Source organism: Bacteroides timonensis (assembly GCF_000513195.1).
Classification (GTDB): Bacteria; Bacteroidota; Bacteroidia; order Bacteroidales; family Bacteroidaceae; genus Bacteroides; species Bacteroides timonensis.
Map to the genome: position 1 here is coordinate 1 of NZ_CBVI010000036.1, position 14,448 is coordinate 14,448.

15 protein-coding genes are annotated in these 14,448 nt (G+C 42.0%); 8 read left to right on the plus strand and 7 right to left on the minus strand.

Going from position 1 to position 14,448, the window contains the following annotated elements; translation table 11 throughout:
- Positions 1 to 90 precede the first annotated feature (90 nt).
- Positions 91 to 420, minus strand: a complete 330-nt coding sequence (locus BN161_RS08685) for a thioredoxin family protein (protein WP_022208383.1) — start codon at positions 418 to 420, stop codon at positions 91 to 93.
- Positions 421 to 549: 129 nt separating this feature from the next.
- Here BN161_RS08685 and BN161_RS08690 point away from each other — a divergent pair, with 129 nt between their 5' ends.
- Both BN161_RS08690 and BN161_RS08695 read left to right on the plus strand, forming a co-directional pair.
- Positions 550 to 2,820 (plus strand): cation:proton antiporter domain-containing protein, encoded by a 2,271-nt coding sequence (locus tag BN161_RS08690; protein ID WP_044265006.1) that lies wholly within the window; start codon positions 550 to 552, stop codon positions 2,818 to 2,820.
- Positions 2,821 to 2,873: 53 nt separating this feature from the next.
- Positions 2,874 to 3,299, plus strand: coding sequence for an HIT family protein (locus tag BN161_RS08695; RefSeq protein ID WP_007213177.1), 426 nt, complete (start codon positions 2,874 to 2,876; stop codon positions 3,297 to 3,299).
- 41 nt (positions 3,300 to 3,340) lie between these two features.
- Here the strand turns inward: BN161_RS08695 and BN161_RS08700 are convergent, their stop codons facing one another.
- The 5 genes from BN161_RS08700 to BN161_RS08720 all read right to left on the minus strand — a co-directional run bounded on the left by BN161_RS08700 (position 3,341) and on the right by BN161_RS08720 (position 6,713).
- Positions 3,341 to 4,327 carry a Gfo/Idh/MocA family protein gene (locus BN161_RS08700; RefSeq protein WP_044265008.1) on the minus strand — a complete coding sequence of 329 codons (987 nt, stop codon included), beginning with the start codon at positions 4,325 to 4,327 and terminating at the stop codon, positions 3,341 to 3,343.
- Between the two features lie 28 nt (positions 4,328 to 4,355).
- Complete coding sequence (locus BN161_RS08705) at positions 4,356 to 4,775, minus strand: RNA-binding S4 domain-containing protein (protein WP_044265010.1); 420 nt, start codon at positions 4,773 to 4,775, stop codon at positions 4,356 to 4,358.
- 39 nt (positions 4,776 to 4,814) lie between these two features.
- Positions 4,815 to 5,378: an aminoacyl-tRNA hydrolase gene (pth, locus tag BN161_RS08710; RefSeq protein ID WP_007215890.1), complete on the minus strand. Its 564-nt coding sequence runs from the start codon at positions 5,376 to 5,378 to the stop codon at positions 4,815 to 4,817.
- 189 nt (positions 5,379 to 5,567) lie between these two features.
- A complete protein-coding gene (locus tag BN161_RS08715) occupies positions 5,568 to 6,158 on the minus strand; it encodes a 50S ribosomal protein L25/general stress protein Ctc (protein ID WP_044265013.1) in 591 nt (196 codons plus the stop codon).
- 126 nt (positions 6,159 to 6,284) lie between these two features.
- Positions 6,285 to 6,713, minus strand: coding sequence for a PUR family DNA/RNA-binding protein (locus tag BN161_RS08720; RefSeq protein WP_044265015.1), 429 nt, complete (start codon positions 6,711 to 6,713; stop codon positions 6,285 to 6,287).
- Positions 6,714 to 6,885: 172 nt separating this feature from the next.
- Here BN161_RS08720 and nusB point away from each other — a divergent pair, with 172 nt between their 5' ends.
- The 6 genes from nusB (at position 6,886) to BN161_RS08750 (ending at position 11,023) form a co-directional block, all read left to right on the plus strand.
- Positions 6,886 to 7,812: a transcription antitermination factor NusB gene (nusB, locus tag BN161_RS08725; protein WP_007213183.1), complete on the plus strand. Its 927-nt coding sequence runs from the start codon at positions 6,886 to 6,888 to the stop codon at positions 7,810 to 7,812.
- Positions 7,813 to 7,851: 39 nt separating this feature from the next.
- Complete coding sequence (gene yajC, locus BN161_RS08730; protein WP_007213184.1) at positions 7,852 to 8,181, plus strand: preprotein translocase subunit YajC; 330 nt, start codon at positions 7,852 to 7,854, stop codon at positions 8,179 to 8,181.
- An 18-nt stretch (positions 8,182 to 8,199) separates the two neighbouring features.
- Positions 8,200 to 9,219 carry a CdaR family protein gene (locus tag BN161_RS08735; protein ID WP_044265018.1) on the plus strand — a complete coding sequence of 340 codons (1,020 nt, stop codon included), beginning with the start codon at positions 8,200 to 8,202 and terminating at the stop codon, positions 9,217 to 9,219.
- Positions 9,209 to 9,847 carry a dephospho-CoA kinase gene (gene coaE, locus BN161_RS08740; protein WP_044265020.1) on the plus strand — a complete coding sequence of 213 codons (639 nt, stop codon included), beginning with the start codon at positions 9,209 to 9,211 and terminating at the stop codon, positions 9,845 to 9,847. Before BN161_RS08735 ends, coaE begins: the two co-directional genes overlap by 11 nt.
- 78 nt (positions 9,848 to 9,925) lie before the next feature.
- Positions 9,926 to 10,360 carry a DUF5606 family protein gene (locus BN161_RS08745; RefSeq protein ID WP_044265021.1) on the plus strand — a complete coding sequence of 145 codons (435 nt, stop codon included), beginning with the start codon at positions 9,926 to 9,928 and terminating at the stop codon, positions 10,358 to 10,360.
- A 426-nt stretch (positions 10,361 to 10,786) separates the two neighbouring features.
- On the plus strand, positions 10,787 to 11,023 hold the full coding sequence (locus tag BN161_RS08750) for a hypothetical protein (protein ID WP_044265022.1): 237 nt from the start codon (positions 10,787 to 10,789) through the stop codon (positions 11,021 to 11,023).
- Positions 11,024 to 11,083: 60 nt separating this feature from the next.
- Here BN161_RS08750 and clpB read toward each other — a convergent pair whose 3' ends face one another.
- The gene (gene clpB / locus BN161_RS08755; protein WP_022208385.1) at positions 11,084 to 13,672 is read right to left on the minus strand and encodes an ATP-dependent chaperone ClpB; all 2,589 of its coding nucleotides are present in this window, start codon (positions 13,670 to 13,672) and stop codon (positions 11,084 to 11,086) included.
- Positions 13,673 to 14,448 lie beyond the last annotated feature (776 nt).

Here is a 14,448-nt window from a genome sequence, read left to right on the forward strand (position 1 = left end):
TGGTTTCAAGCGATGAAACTGTTTGTTTCACACCGTGAAACTAATTACCACCTATGGAGGGCTGTACTATCCCTCACTCAGTTGCTATTTTTATGCTTTTAATTCGTACTCTTTCACTGCCTTTTCTAGTCTTTCCAAAGGCAATTCTCCTGATTGTCTCCAAAGCTGTTCACCTTTCCTCATTAATATAAATGTGGGATACATTTCAATGGTGTAGAAATCAGCAAGGGCACTTTCCTGGTCGATATCCACTTGCACTACTTCGAGGGTTCCTTCCATTGCCTTTTTAAATTCTTCAACAATAGGCTGCATGCGTTTGCAATGCGGGCACCAGCTTGCGTAAAATTCTGCCATAACCCAGTCGCCATTGGCTAACTTTTCCCTGTTCCGTTCTTCACGGGCTTCTTTTTTCTCTTCCATAATGGTATGTTTTAAAATGATTGATTATACTTTGAACAATACCGGAAGAAAAAAAGTTTCTATCATTACAATTATTAATGCTATAAAAATTGCTACTTTTGTAAGCAAAAACACGAAAGGACAAATAATATGTCACACTTGGCTACTTTAATAAACGATTTGGCGTTGATACTGATTTGTGCAGGAATCATGACGCTATTGTTCAAGAAACTGAAACAGCCGTTGGTGCTGGGGTATGTAGTGGCAGGCTTTCTGGCCAGTCCGCATATGCCATATACCCCCTCGGTGATGGATACGACTAATATACAGACTTGGGCGGATATCGGTGTAATATTTCTTCTGTTCGCACTGGGACTGGAATTTAGTTTCAAGAAAATTGTAAAAGTTGGTGGAGCGGCTATCATTGCTGCCTGTACCATCATATTCTGTATGATTCTTTTAGGAATAACCGTCGGTACAGGTTTTGGCTGGCAGCGTATGGACAGTATTTTCCTGGGAGGTATGATTGCCATGTCTTCCACTACCATTATTTATAAAGCATTCGATGATTTGGGAATGCGTAAGAAGCAATTCACCGGATTGGTGCTTAGCGTGCTGATATTGGAAGATATTCTTGCTATTGTCTTGATGGTGATGCTGTCTACCATGGCGGTAAGGCATAATTTTGAAGGTTCGGAAATGCTGGAAAGTATCGGAAAACTGCTCTTCTTTCTGATACTTTGGTTTGTGGTCGGTATCTACCTGATACCCGAATTGCTGAAGCGATGTCGCAAGTTGATGAGTGAAGAAACACTGCTTATTGTCTCCCTTGGACTTTGTTTCGGTATGGTGGTTATGGCTGCTCATACGGGTTTCTCTGCAGCATTCGGAGCTTTTATAATGGGTTCCATTCTTGCTGAAACGGTTGAGGCTGAGAGTATAGAACGGTTAGTGAAACCAGTGAAAGATCTTTTTGGTGCCGTATTCTTCGTGTCGGTAGGTATGATGGTGGATCCTGCAATGATTGTGGAATATGCACTTCCTATCATTGTAATAACACTGGCTGTTATTCTGGGACAGTCCTTGTTCGGTACGTTGGGTGTGCTGTTGGCTGGGCAGCCTTTGAAGACGGCTATGCAATGCGGTTTCAGTTTAACTCAGATTGGTGAGTTTGCTTTTATTATCGCATCGTTGGGGGTGTCGCTCCATGTGACGAGTGATTTTCTGTATCCTATTGTGGTGGCAGTTTCGGTTATTACCACCTTTCTTACTCCCTATATGATTCGCTTTGCCGAGCCGGCTTCAAATTTCGTTGATACTCATTTGCCGGCAAAGTGGAAAAACTTTCTGTTGCATTACTCATCCGGTTCACAGACTATGAATCATGAGAGCCTGTGGAAGAAGTTTATTTTGGCTTTGACGCGAATCACTATTGTCTATTCCATAGTGAGCATTGCGGTTGTTGCGTTAGCTTTCCGCTTTCTTGTTCCGTTGCTTTTGGAGCATATACCCGGAATCTGGGGGAAGCTGCTTGCTGCTTTCCTGACTATTCTGTTTATTGCTCCATTCTTGCGGGCTATTATGATAAAAAAGAATCATTCGGCTGAATTTGTAACTTTATGGAAGGATAGTCGGGGAAATCGTGCACCGTTGGTAGCTACAATCGTTATACGTATTCTGATAGCCGTATCTTTTGTGATGTTTGTGATAGCAGGCTTGTTTGAAGTCTCTGTTGGTTTATTGTTGGGTGTGGCTGTTTTATTGGTTACGATGATGATATTGTCCCGGCAACTGAAGAAACAGTCTATCATGATAGAGCGGAAATTCTTCCAGAATCTGCGTTATCGCGATATGCGGGCCGAGTATATGGGAGAGAAGAAACCGGAATATGCAGGACGTTTGTTGTCCCGTGACTTGCATCTGGCGGATTTCGAAATCCCCGGTGAATCGGCATGGGCGGGAAAGACGTTGCTGGAGCTTAATTTGGGAAAACAATTTGGTGTACATGTCGTCTCTATTCTTCGCGGAAGGAAGCGGATCAATATACCGGGAGCTTCCGTAAGGCTTTTCCCGGAAGATAAGATTCAGGTCATAGGTACAGATGAAGAACTGAACCAGTTTGGTACCGAAATGGAGAAAGCTTCTGCTCTAGATATGAATGTAGTTGAAAAGAGTGAAACTATCCTGCGTCAGTTCCGCGTGGATGCGCAATCAGAATTTCTGGGCAAGACGATGCGTGAATCCGGTATTCGTGAGAAGTATCATTGCCTTATAGTAGGGGTGGAGAGAGGAGAAGAAGCCTTGCATGCTCCCGATTCGCATGAGCCGTTTATGGAGGATGATGTGGTATGGGTAGTGGGAGAAAAAGCCGATGTGTATAAATTAGTCGGCCAAAAGAATGAAAATATCGACATGGAATAAAGATGGAAAGTTTATCTTTGTTCCGTAAACATAAATAATAAACCAAGAATATCATGAAAAGTGATCCGAAAGAATGTCTGTATTGTCAGAATAACGAGACGCTGCACAATCTGATGATTGAGTTTGCCGAACTGAGTGTATCCCGTGTGTTTTTGTTTAAGGAACAAACATACAGGGGGCGTTGCCTTGTGTCTTACAAAGACCACGTCAATGATTTGAATGAATTGAGCGATGAAGATCGTAATGCTTTTATGGAGGATGTGGCGCGTGTAACTCGTGCCATGCAGAAAGCGTTTAATCCCGAAAAGATTAATTATGGTGCATATTCCGATAAGTTGTCACATCTGCACTTTCATCTTGCTCCCAAATATGTAGATGGTCCCGATTACGGTGGTACTTTCCAGATGAACCCGGGAAAAGTATACTTAACGGATGCTGAATACAAAGAATTGATTGAGGCTGTGAAGAAAGAGCTTTGATAGTGATTAGGGGTGAGTGATCACTCACCCCTAGTCGCTAATTAAAGTTTATTCAGTATTTTGTCCATTGCCCAATTAGTGAGCGTTGCGCTTGCTCCGTCGCAAGTGCAGATGGATTTGCCTAAAAGGTGGTCGACAACGGCTTGGATAAGCGGTTGCTGTACATGTTCCGGATTAGCTACCGGGATTTCTTCTCTTCCTTTTTCTGTATGAAGGGCGATAGGGTCGTAAGTAAATACAGAGAAACAAATCATTCCTTTGTCTCCTATCACTTCAATGCGGTCTTCGCGTGCGGAGTCGTGCGCTACGAAACACCAGGAACCGCTACCTACCAATCCGTTATCAAACTGGAAGCATGCACTCAGAGTATCTTCAGCAGGATAAAGCCCGCCGCGGTTACTTTTATATCCACTGGCTTCGAGGATACAACCGAACATGTTTTGCAATAAGTCAATCTGATGTGGGGCTAAATCATAGAAATAGCCACCGCCGGCAATGTCTGGTTGTACACGCCATGGGAGATTCTCCTTGTTGTAATCTAAATCACGGGGGGGCTGGGCAAAACGAATTTGAACGTTGATGACGTTGCCTATGCTTCCATCCTCTATCAATTCTTTTACTTTGAGGAAGTAGGGCAGATAGCGACGGTAATAAGCCACAAAGCAAGGAACCCCGGTTTCATTGGAAATACGGTTGATGCGGCAGCACTCTTCGTAGGTTACGGCCATAGGCTTTTCTATATATACGGGTTTGCCGGCTTTCATTGCCATGATAGCATAAGTGGCGTGTGAAGAGGGAGGGGTAGCAATGTAGATAGCGTTCACATCTTCATCGTCAATCAATTCCTGGGCATCATCATACCACTTTGGAATACCTCTTTCCTTAGCATAAGCTTTGGCTTTGGCGCCATCGCGACTCATGACAGCAATCACTTCCGAACCTTCCACCTTTTGGAAGGCGGGACCACTTTTATATTTGGTCACTTCTCCGCAACCAATGAATCCCCATTTAATCTTCTTTTCGCTCATAATGATGTAATGTGATTATCACTCTTTTTTATTCTTCCTCAAAATCGAATTCAAAATCAAAATCGTCCATGAATTCGGGAGTTGTAAACTCTTCCAAAGTTCGGCGATCCTTTTTTGTGGGACGACCTGCACCTTTGGCACGGTCAATGAAACCACTGATACGGCTCATCTCCAGCAGTTCATACTGATCGGGAGTCGTAACGTTCTCCATCATTTCTGTAACGAGCTTTGCACCAATACGTTTCTCGATAGCTTGCAATACTTTGAAAGAGTAGGTCACAGGTGGTTTGCGCACTTGTATTACGTCGCCTGGTTTCACTGTATGGGCAGCTTTTGCTAATCCTCCATTGATACTGATGCGTCCTTTCTTACATGCTTCGGCGGCAATGGTACGTGTCTTGAAAATACGTACAGCCCACATCCATTTATCTATTCTTGCTTCACTCATATTGTTTTTTAGTAGTTAGTAGGAAGTATTAACTACTATCTACTTCTTATTAAATTGGTTCATTGTAATATCAATTCCTGCCAGGCAGAAGCTTTTGATAATGTCTCCTGCAGTCTTTAAGCGTTCGTCCATGGTCTTCCAGTCTTCGTCAGTGAAGTGGCCCAGTACATAATCTATCTGACCACCTCGTGGGAACTCGTTGCCTATACCGAAACGGAGCCGGGCATAGTTCTGTGTACCCAGGATGGCTGCAATGTGTTTTAGTCCATTGTGCCCGGCGTCGCTACCTTTTCCTTTCAGGCGCAAAGTACCAAATGGCAGAGCAAGATCATCTACTATTACTAACACGTTTTCCAATGGAATGTTCTCTTTCTGCATCCAGTATCGCACGGCATTTCCGCTGAGGTTCATGAATGTAGAAGGTTTCAGCAGTAAAAGCTGGCGTCCTTTCACGGATAGGGTAGTGGTAAAGCCGTAGCGGCCATCATTGAAAGTGACCCCTGCTTCTTTTGCCAATGCATCCACTACCATGAATCCTATATTATGGCGGGTTTCGTGATAGTCAGGACCGATATTTCCTAATCCAACAATTAAGTATTTCATTTCTCTGAGAAATTGTATCTTTTCACCACGGAGTTACACTGAGTTTCATGAAGTTTTTTCTTCTTGTGGTGAACAATTATAAAAACAAGGAACGCGGATTATCACAGCCTTCGCGGATTAATGAAATCTGCGTCTTCTGCGTTAATCCGCGTTCCGGAATATGTTATCTTTACTGAATGAAAGAAAAGATTAGTTGCCAGCAGTAGCGGCAGCACCTCTCGCGGCACGAGTCAGCTTAACTGCGCATACAACAGCTTCTTTTGCGTTCATCAATTCCAGACCTTCGAAGCTCAACTCGCCAACTTTAACAGTCTTGCCCAGACCCAAGTGAGCAACGTTTACTGTCAGTTTTTCCGGAATAATGTTATATAAAGCTTTCACTTTCAGTTTGCGTGTCTGCAATACCAGCTTACCACCGGCTTTCACACCTTCTGCCAAACCTTCCATCTGTACAGGAACTTCCATTACGATGGGTTTAGATTCGTCAATCTGATAGAAGTCAACGTGCAGGATTGTATCTTTTACCGGGTGAAATTGGATATCTTTCATGATAGCGTTGATTTTTTTTCCGTCGATAACCAGGTCAACTACATAGATGTGCGGAGTATAAACCAAGTTACGCAGACCATCAGCAGATACAGTGAAGTGAATGTTTTCACTTCCTCCGTAGAGTACGCAAGGTACACCGTTGTCTTTACGAATAGCTTTCAAAGCTCTTGCTTGTTCCGAAGAACGTTCTGCAATAGTTCTTGCAGTACCTTTTACTTCAATTGATTTCATTTTTTTAATTTTTTGTGTTACTCTAAATTAAGTTGTTTTGTTGCTTAATTCACCATCGCACGATGTGGGGTTAGCCACACAATGTTGCAAAAAAGCGGTGCAAAAGTACAGCTTCTTTTTGAATTATCAAAGAGTTGGCTCTTCAAAATCAATATCAATCTTGATTTCTCCGTCCAATTCCATTCCTTTGGTATTCATTTCAGCTATAGCATCCAACTCTGCTTCTGCATTTTCATCCGCTTCTGCATTCATATCGCTTATAACTTCCAACATTTCTTTCTGGTTAATGAAATCAATAGCTTCGTTCAGGCCGTTCATGAATTTCTCAAAATCTTCTCTATATAAGAAAATCTTATGTTTTTCAAAACTTACCTGCAAATCTTCGCCTTCACCGGTCACTACCTTCTTACTTTCAGTAATGGCCAGGAACATTTCATCTTTTCTGTTCTTCTTTACATCCAGATAGTAGATTCGTTTACCTGCTTTAATGGATTTGGAGAATACAATCTCCTTATCGTTCATGTCCGCACCGTTTTTCTTCTTTAAGTCTTCCATATTTTAGGTTTCTTGTTGTAATTGGCTTCAAAAATGACGATTTTTTTTAAACTGTCAAAAGAAAAAGCCCGGATAATGAATATCTGCATTAAAAAATGTGATTTATTTGCGTAAACTCATTAAAAATGTCTACTTTTGCATCTCGTTAACAACAGTATTGATTAATAGATTTATGATTAACAGAGTTCTTATTCGTCTTAAGATTATACAGATTGTATATGCTTATTATCAGAATGGCAGTAAAAATTTAGACTCAGCGGAGAAAGAATTATTCTTTAGTCTTTCAAAAGCGTATGACCTTTATAATTATTTGCTGATGCTGATGGTAGCTCTGACGACTTACGCACAAAAACGCATTGATGCGGCAAAGTCCAAGTTAGCTCCGACCGCGGAGGAGTTGTATCCCAACATGAAATTCGTAGAAAACAAGTTCGTTTCACAACTGGAAGTGAATAAGCAGTTAATGGAGTTTGCTGCCAACCAGAAACGTTCGTGGGCAAATGACGAAGACTTTATCAAGGGTTTGTATGACAAGATTATAGTTTCTGATATATATAAGGAATATATGGCTTCGTCTGATAAATCTTATGAAGTTGACCGTGAACTATGGAGAAAGCTCTATAAGGCATTTGTTTTCAATAACGAAGAGTTGGATGTTTTGCTGGAAGATCAGAGCCTTTATTGGAATGATGACAAAGAAATAGTAGACACTTTCGTGCTGAAGACGATTAAACGTTTTGAGGCAAAAAATGGTGCTAACCAGACTTTGTTGCCGGAATTTAAGGATGAGGAAGACCAGGAGTTTGCCCGTCGCTTGTTCCGTCGCGCTATACTGAACTGTGACTATTACCGTCATCTGATCAGTGAAAATACACGCAACTGGGATTTGGATCGTGTAGCCTTTATGGATGTGATAATAATGCAATGCGCATTGGCGGAAATTCTAAGTTTTCCGAACATTCCGGTAAGTGTTTCGTTAAATGAGTATGTTGAGATCGCTAAAGTCTATAGTACGATAAAGAGCGGAAGTTTCGTAAACGGTACATTGGACGGAATAGTTAATCAATTAAAAAAAGAAGGTAAGTTAGCGAAAAACTGATACCTTTGTTGAGTATTAAAAACTAAAAACGAATATTTTATGAATTTAATGACCGTATTCTTGCAAGCTCCTGCCGCAGCCCCTGGTGGTGGTAGCATGATGTGGATTCTTCTGATTGCTATGTTTGCTATCATGTATTTTTTCATGATTCGCCCGCAAAACAAAAAACAGAAAGAAATTGCAAACTTCCGTAAATCACTTCAAGTAAACCAAAAGGTGATTACTGCCGGCGGTATTCATGGTGTGATTAAAGAAATTAATGACAATGATATAGTACTTGAAATCGCTTCTAACGTTAAGATTAGAATAGATAAAAATTCTATATTTGCGGCTGCTGCTGATGCTAACAGCAATCAGGCTGCTAAATAATTTTGAATAAGTGAGCCTATGATTGATCGTAGGAACATAAAACGCATATATTTAAAAACAGCGAGAAAAGTTAAGGACTTTCTGCTCAGTGATAAGAGCAGAGAGTTCTTAATTTTTTTATTCTTCTTTTTTATAGCTAGTGGTTTCTGGCTACTTCAGACGCTGAACAACGATTATGAAACGGAATTCTCCATTCCGGTACGTTTGAAGGGAGTGCCCAATAATGTGGTTATAACTTCCGAACCACCTTCTGAACTGCATATCCGGGTGAAAGACAAGGGCACGGTGCTGCTCAACTACATGCTTGGAAAGAGTTTTTTTCCTATTACTCTGGATTTTTCTGATTATAAAGGGACTGATAATCATGTACGTATCTACTCTTCACAGTTTGAGAAGAGGTTGCTTAATCAGTTGAATGTATCTACAAAACTGCTTTCTGTAAAACCTGATACTTTGGAGTATATTTATTCTACAGGTGCTTCCAAACTGGTTCCGGTAAAGCTTCAGGGCACGGTGAGTGCAGGGCGGCAATATTATATATCCGATACTGTTTGCAAGCCTGATTCTGTGTTGGCTTATGCGCCGGAGGGAGCATTGGATACCATAACCGTTGCTTATACGCAAAAAGTGAAATTCGAGGATATTTCCGATACATTGAGGCAACAGGTTCCTCTGTTGGCTCCAAGAGGAATTAAGTTTGTGCCCGCTTCGGTAGAAATGGTTTTTCCGGTAGATATTTATACTGAGAAAACGGTGGAGGTTCCCTTGCGGGGAGTTAACTTTCCGGCAGGAAAAGTGCTGCGTGCGTTCCCTTCGAAAGTCAGTGTCACCTTTCAGGTTGGTTTAAGCCGTTTCAATAAGATAACGGAAAGTGATTTCCATATCAATGTTTCTTATGAAGAACTCTTGAAACTGGGTTCGGATAAGAAGTACACAGTAAAACTGAAGTCAGTGCCCAAAGGAGTTAATCAGATACGTATCAATCCGGAACAGGTCGACTTTCTTATCGAGCAAATATCCTTCGAATATGGCGATTAAAATAGGAATAACAGGTGGTATTGGCAGTGGGAAAAGCCTTGTTTCCCGTTTGCTGGAAGTAATGGGGATTCCTGTTTATATCTCAGATATTGAGTCGAAGCGGTTGACGAATTCGGATGCTTTGATCCGTCGTGAATTGATTGCTTTGCTGGGTGAAGAGGTGTATGCCGGTGATGAACTAAACAAACCTTTGCTTGCTTCCTATATTTTTGGAGATCCTGAGCATATCCGTACAGTAAACAGTATTATCCATCCGCGGGTACGGGACGATTTCCGTCAGTGGGTAGAGCATCATACTACCTATCCGGTAGTAGGCATGGAGTCTGCAATTCTGATTGAAGCAGGATTTGCAGGCGAAGTAGATGCTGTGGTTCTGGTTTATGCGCCCGAAGAAGTTCGCATCATGCGTGCCATGCAGCGTGACGCCGTTCCTCGCGAATTGATAGAACGCCGTGTTCGTAGCCAGATGAGTGATGAAGAGAAGCGTACTCAGGCTGATTTTGTAATTGTAAACGACGGTGAAACTCCGTTAATTCCGCAGGTTTTAGAGGTAATAACTTCTCTATCTAAAAATATTGCTTACCTTTGCTTAAGCGAAAATAGGCTGCACCTCGGTAAAAACAAATAAATTTGCTTTTACTCTCGGTTTGCACTATCTTTGCCCACCGAAAAAATAAAATATTACTAATAAAAAATAGAACATACTATGTTGAAGACTATTTTGTCTATTTCCGGTAAACCGGGATTGTATAAACTCATTTCACAAGGTAGAAATATGTTGATCGTAGAGTCTCTCACGGACAAGAAACGCTTCCCCGCTTATGGTAACGAGAAAATAATCTCTTTGGGTGATATTGCCATGTATACGGATACGGACGACGTACCTTTGAAGGATGTGTTGACTGCTATGAAAGAGAAAGAAAACGGTGCTGCTGTAGTAATGGATTTAAAGAAAGCTACCGCTGATGAACTTCGTGCTTATCTGGGTGAAGTTTTGCCGACTTTTGATCGCGATCGTGTATATCTGGCTGATATCAAAAAGCTTATTTCCTGGTACAATCTGTTAGTTGCTTGTGGAATAACTGATTTTGAAAATACTGCGGAAGCAGAAGTTACAGAAGAAGAAAAGACGGAAGAATAAATTTAAAATAAACTGTTCTTTTAACAGAAAAGGCGGATTATCAGGGTCATCCCGGATAATCCGCTTTTTTTTATGCGGTATCTTTAATTTTGATTACTTTTTTTATACCTTTGTTGCCATCCTGAGATGCGGAGTGGGCGGTGGCCTCTCTCACAAAGATTGAAGGATAATTATGGATAAAAGCGTTTAATATTATCTTGTACTTGAGATCTGGACAATTTCATGCTATTCAAGGATGATAGACAACAAACGCTCATGCTCTGTTGTATATGCATATTCAAATGTATAGTACGGAGCGTGGGCTGTTGTATATTATTTGAATAGTGGCAGTCCAGAGCCCCAGGTACAGTAATAACAGCAGTTCCCACGCTTTTTTTATATGAATTTATTGCCTTTAAGGGGGACTTGAGGCTGGCATTAATTAAGATGGAAGAGCATAAGAGCGTAACAGTACAGGTGGATAAAGCCGCTGGTAAGATATATGTGGATGGAGTGTTGCCGAACGCTACGCTTTGTTTATATCATATCCGGGGGAAGGTGATTGAGGTAAAACAGGCGAGGGAAGAGAACGCTTCGTTTGATTTGCCATGTTCTGGAGAGTATGTGTTGGTTGTAACGCATGCGTTGTCCGTACCAGTTGTTAAGCAGCTCGTTATAGAATAATAAAAAAGCTGCCTTGCTTTCAGCGGCAAGACAGCTTTTTTTATTTGCGGATATTTTAGTTTAGTTTTTGAATACCAGTCCTTCACCACCGGCGTCTACTATAATTGGTTTACTGCGGTCTACTTCCTGAGCGAGCAGCTTTTTCGACAAGTCATTCAGTAAGTAATGTTGGATGGCTCGTTTCACCGGACGGGCACCAAATTCCGGATCATATCCAACCTTTGTTAAGAACTCTATAGCTCCATCCGTCAATATCAGTTCCACACCATTCTGGGCTAGCATCTTTTGTACACCTTTTATCTGGAGTACTACAATCTGCTTGATTTCGCTTTCATTCAAGGGCAGGAACATGATTGTCTCATCGATACGGTTTAGGAATTCCGGGCGAATTGTCTTTTTCAACATATTCATCACTTCCTTCTTCGTTTCTTCAATCACTTGTTCCTTGTTAGTACCATTCAGCTTTTCCATCTGACTCTGAATGTAAGCGCTTCCCATGTTGGACGTCATAATGATGATGGTGTTCTTGAAGTTTACCACACGTCCCTTATTGTCTGTCAATCGTCCGTCATCCAATACTTGCAGCAAGATGTTGAATACATCCGGGTGCGCCTTTTCTATTTCGTCGAATAATACGACTGAGTATGGTTTTCGGCGAATAGCTTCAGTCAATTGTCCACCTTCATCATAGCCTACATATCCCGGAGGCGCTCCAACCAGGCGTGACACACTATGCTTTTCCTGATATTCACTCATGTCGATACGCGTCATCATGCTTTCATCATCAAATAGGAATTCAGCGAGTGCTTTGGCAAGTTCCGTTTTACCCACACCGGTGGTACCGAGGAAGATAAACGAACCAATCGGACGTTTCGGATCTTGCAGACCTGCACGACTACGACGTACGGCATCGGCAACAGCTTCAATGGCTTCATCTTGTCCGATGACACGCTGGTGAAGCTCATCTTCCAGATGCAACAGTTTATCCTTTTCGCTTTGCAGCATCTTGCTGACGGGGATGCCTGTCCAACGGGATACTACATCTGCAATGTCTTCAGCATCTACTTCTTCCTTAATCATGGCTTTGTCGCCCTGCATGGCATGGAGCTCCTTTTGAGTATCCTCAATTTCCTGATTCAAAGCCTGCAACTTACCGTAACGGATTTCGGCAACTTTACCGTAATCTCCCTCACGTTCAGCTTTGTCAGCTTCGAATTTAAGGTTTTCTATTTCAACCTTGTTCTGCTGGATTCTGTTGACCAATGTCTTTTCACTTTGCCATTTGGCTTTGTACGATTTTTCCTGTTCTTTCAGTTCGGCAAGTTCCTTACCGATTTGTTCCAACTTCGGTTTATCGTTTTCGCGTTTGATGGCTTCGCGCTCAATTTCCAGTTGTTTGATCTTACGTGAAATTTCATCCAGTTCCTCCGGTACGGAGTCTACTTCCATACGTAACTTGGCAGCGGCTTCATCCATCAGGTCGATAGCCTTATCCGGCAAGAAACGATCTGTAATATAGCGGTTGCTCAGCTCTACGGCAGCTATGATGGCGTCATCTTTAATCCGTACATGATGATGATTTTCGTAACGCTCCTTCAATCCACGCAAGATGGAGATGGTGCTCAATGTATCCGGTTCATTCACGTATACAATTTGGAAACGACGCTCCAGTGCCTTATCTTTTTCGAAGTATTTTTGATACTCGTCAAGAGTTGTTGCACCGATGCTTCTTAACTCACCGCGCGCTAATGCAGGTTTCAGAATATTGGCAGCATCCATGGCACCTTCACCCTTTCCGGCACCAACCAGCGTGTGAATTTCATCAATGAAGAGAATGATATCCCCTTCTGATTTCTTCACCTCATTGATAACGGCTTTCAGACGTTCTTCAAATTCACCTTTATACTTTGCTCCGGCAACCAGTGCACCCATATCCAATGAGTAAACTTGCTTGTTCTTCAGATTCTCAGGCACGTCACCGCGCAGGATACGATGGGCAAGTCCTTCCACAATGGCAGTCTTACCGGTACCCGGTTCACCTATTAATATAGGATTGTTTTTGGTACGGCGACTCAGGATTTGCAATACACGACGGATTTCTTCATCACGGCCGATAACCGGGTCGAGCTTTCCGCTTCGGGCGGCTTCATTCAGGTTGATGGCATACTTTTCCAGTGACTGATAAGTATCCTCGCTGGATTGTGAAGTAACTTTTTCTCCTTTGCGCAGTTCTGTGATGGCTCCTCGGAGCTCGTGCTCCGTCATTCCCGCATCTTTCAGGATGGTGGCAACTGTGCTTTTTACAGTCAGCAATGCCAACAGCAAATGTTCCAGTGAAACAAATTCGTCACCCATCTCTTTGGAATACTGGGTAGCCTTCTGGAATACTTCGTTCGTTTCACGACTCAGGTAAGGCTCTCCACCCGAAACTTTGGGTAAGGAATCAGTTTGTTTGTCAAGGACGAGTGCGATCTGCTGTCCGTTCATGCCCAGTTTCTGGAAAATGAAGTTAGTGACGTTTTCACCCACCTTCATCACCCCCTGCATAACATGAACCGGCTCGATAGCCTGCTGTCCACGGCTCTTGGCCAGGTTCAGCGCTTCTTGCACCGCCTCTTGCGATTTAATGGTAAAGTTGTTAAAGTTCATATCTTATATCTCCTTTCTATTTTTCATTTTCAATAACACTTGAATGGGCGCAAAAGATTTGCCAATAGCCTGTACCTGACAATTTTACAGTTAAAAGATGAAAGATAATGCCAAAATGTCTTTATTGTGCCATGCTATTGATATATCTGACGCATCAGGCGTATAGATTCCACAATAGAATCCTTAGGAACAATAAGTAGAATGGGAAGAAAGTCGTATGAAAACCACGCTTTGCCTTATTGTTTTCGTTCTTTTGCCCGTAGCAAAACTTTGTCCCACAGTTGCGGGCTATACGTTTTCCATATGGGGGTTGTGTAGCCCGCAATTGAGGGCCGGACAGCCCTCAACCGGAAGACAAGGTTTTGCTTATAGCATAATGACATTAACTTTAAGGCTTTAAGGGGAAAAGGAAGGATCATATCAAGTTTCTCCTCTATAATTCTGCTTTCTATAATAACGAGATAATGGAGTATAACTCCTTAATTCCTAACGAAGTGATACTCCTTTAACACCTGCGATGAATAATTCAGGCTAAAAAAGGAGGTATTTGCATCAATTCGGACAAAGTTTGCATAATGCATATTAAGGACTTGTGAATTAGTGAATTACAAACATAAAAACGCTCTTTTTTTCTGTTTTTCGGTGTAGGATGCAACTTTCCTACACCTTCCTACGCTACTTCCTACACCATCTATCTATTTGATAACCAGATAAAAACAATAGCGGGTGTAGGATGTAGGAAATATTGATATAAACTCGACAATATGAGTTTCTCC

What these genes read in the sequence shown, in the direction of transcription:
- clpB (WP_022208385.1), bottom strand. Translation starts at nt 13,672, where the DNA reads ATGAACTTTAACAACTTTACCATTAAATCGCAAGAGGCGGTGCAAGAA.
- coaE (WP_044265020.1), top strand. Translation starts at nt 9,209, where the DNA reads ATGGCGATTAAAATAGGAATAACAGGTGGTATTGGCAGTGGGAAAAGC.
- BN161_RS08685 (WP_022208383.1), bottom strand. Translation starts at nt 420, where the DNA reads ATGGAAGAGAAAAAAGAAGCCCGTGAAGAACGGAACAGGGAAAAGTTA.
- yajC (WP_007213184.1), top strand. Translation starts at nt 7,852, where the DNA reads ATGAATTTAATGACCGTATTCTTGCAAGCTCCTGCCGCAGCCCCTGGT.
- BN161_RS08735 (WP_044265018.1), top strand. Translation starts at nt 8,200, where the DNA reads ATGATTGATCGTAGGAACATAAAACGCATATATTTAAAAACAGCGAGA.
- BN161_RS08690 (WP_044265006.1), top strand. Translation starts at nt 550, where the DNA reads ATGTCACACTTGGCTACTTTAATAAACGATTTGGCGTTGATACTGATT.
- pth (WP_007215890.1), bottom strand. Translation starts at nt 5,378, where the DNA reads ATGAAATACTTAATTGTTGGATTAGGAAATATCGGTCCTGACTATCAC.
- BN161_RS08720 (WP_044265015.1), bottom strand. Translation starts at nt 6,713, where the DNA reads ATGGAAGACTTAAAGAAGAAAAACGGTGCGGACATGAACGATAAGGAG.
- BN161_RS08695 (WP_007213177.1), top strand. Translation starts at nt 2,874, where the DNA reads ATGAAAAGTGATCCGAAAGAATGTCTGTATTGTCAGAATAACGAGACG.
- BN161_RS08715 (WP_044265013.1), bottom strand. Translation starts at nt 6,158, where the DNA reads ATGAAATCAATTGAAGTAAAAGGTACTGCAAGAACTATTGCAGAACGT.
- nusB (WP_007213183.1), top strand. Translation starts at nt 6,886, where the DNA reads ATGATTAACAGAGTTCTTATTCGTCTTAAGATTATACAGATTGTATAT.
- BN161_RS08705 (WP_044265010.1), bottom strand. Translation starts at nt 4,775, where the DNA reads ATGAGTGAAGCAAGAATAGATAAATGGATGTGGGCTGTACGTATTTTC.
- BN161_RS08745 (WP_044265021.1), top strand. Translation starts at nt 9,926, where the DNA reads ATGTTGAAGACTATTTTGTCTATTTCCGGTAAACCGGGATTGTATAAA.
- BN161_RS08750 (WP_044265022.1), top strand. Translation starts at nt 10,787, where the DNA reads ATGGAAGAGCATAAGAGCGTAACAGTACAGGTGGATAAAGCCGCTGGT.
- BN161_RS08700 (WP_044265008.1), bottom strand. Translation starts at nt 4,327, where the DNA reads ATGAGCGAAAAGAAGATTAAATGGGGATTCATTGGTTGCGGAGAAGTG.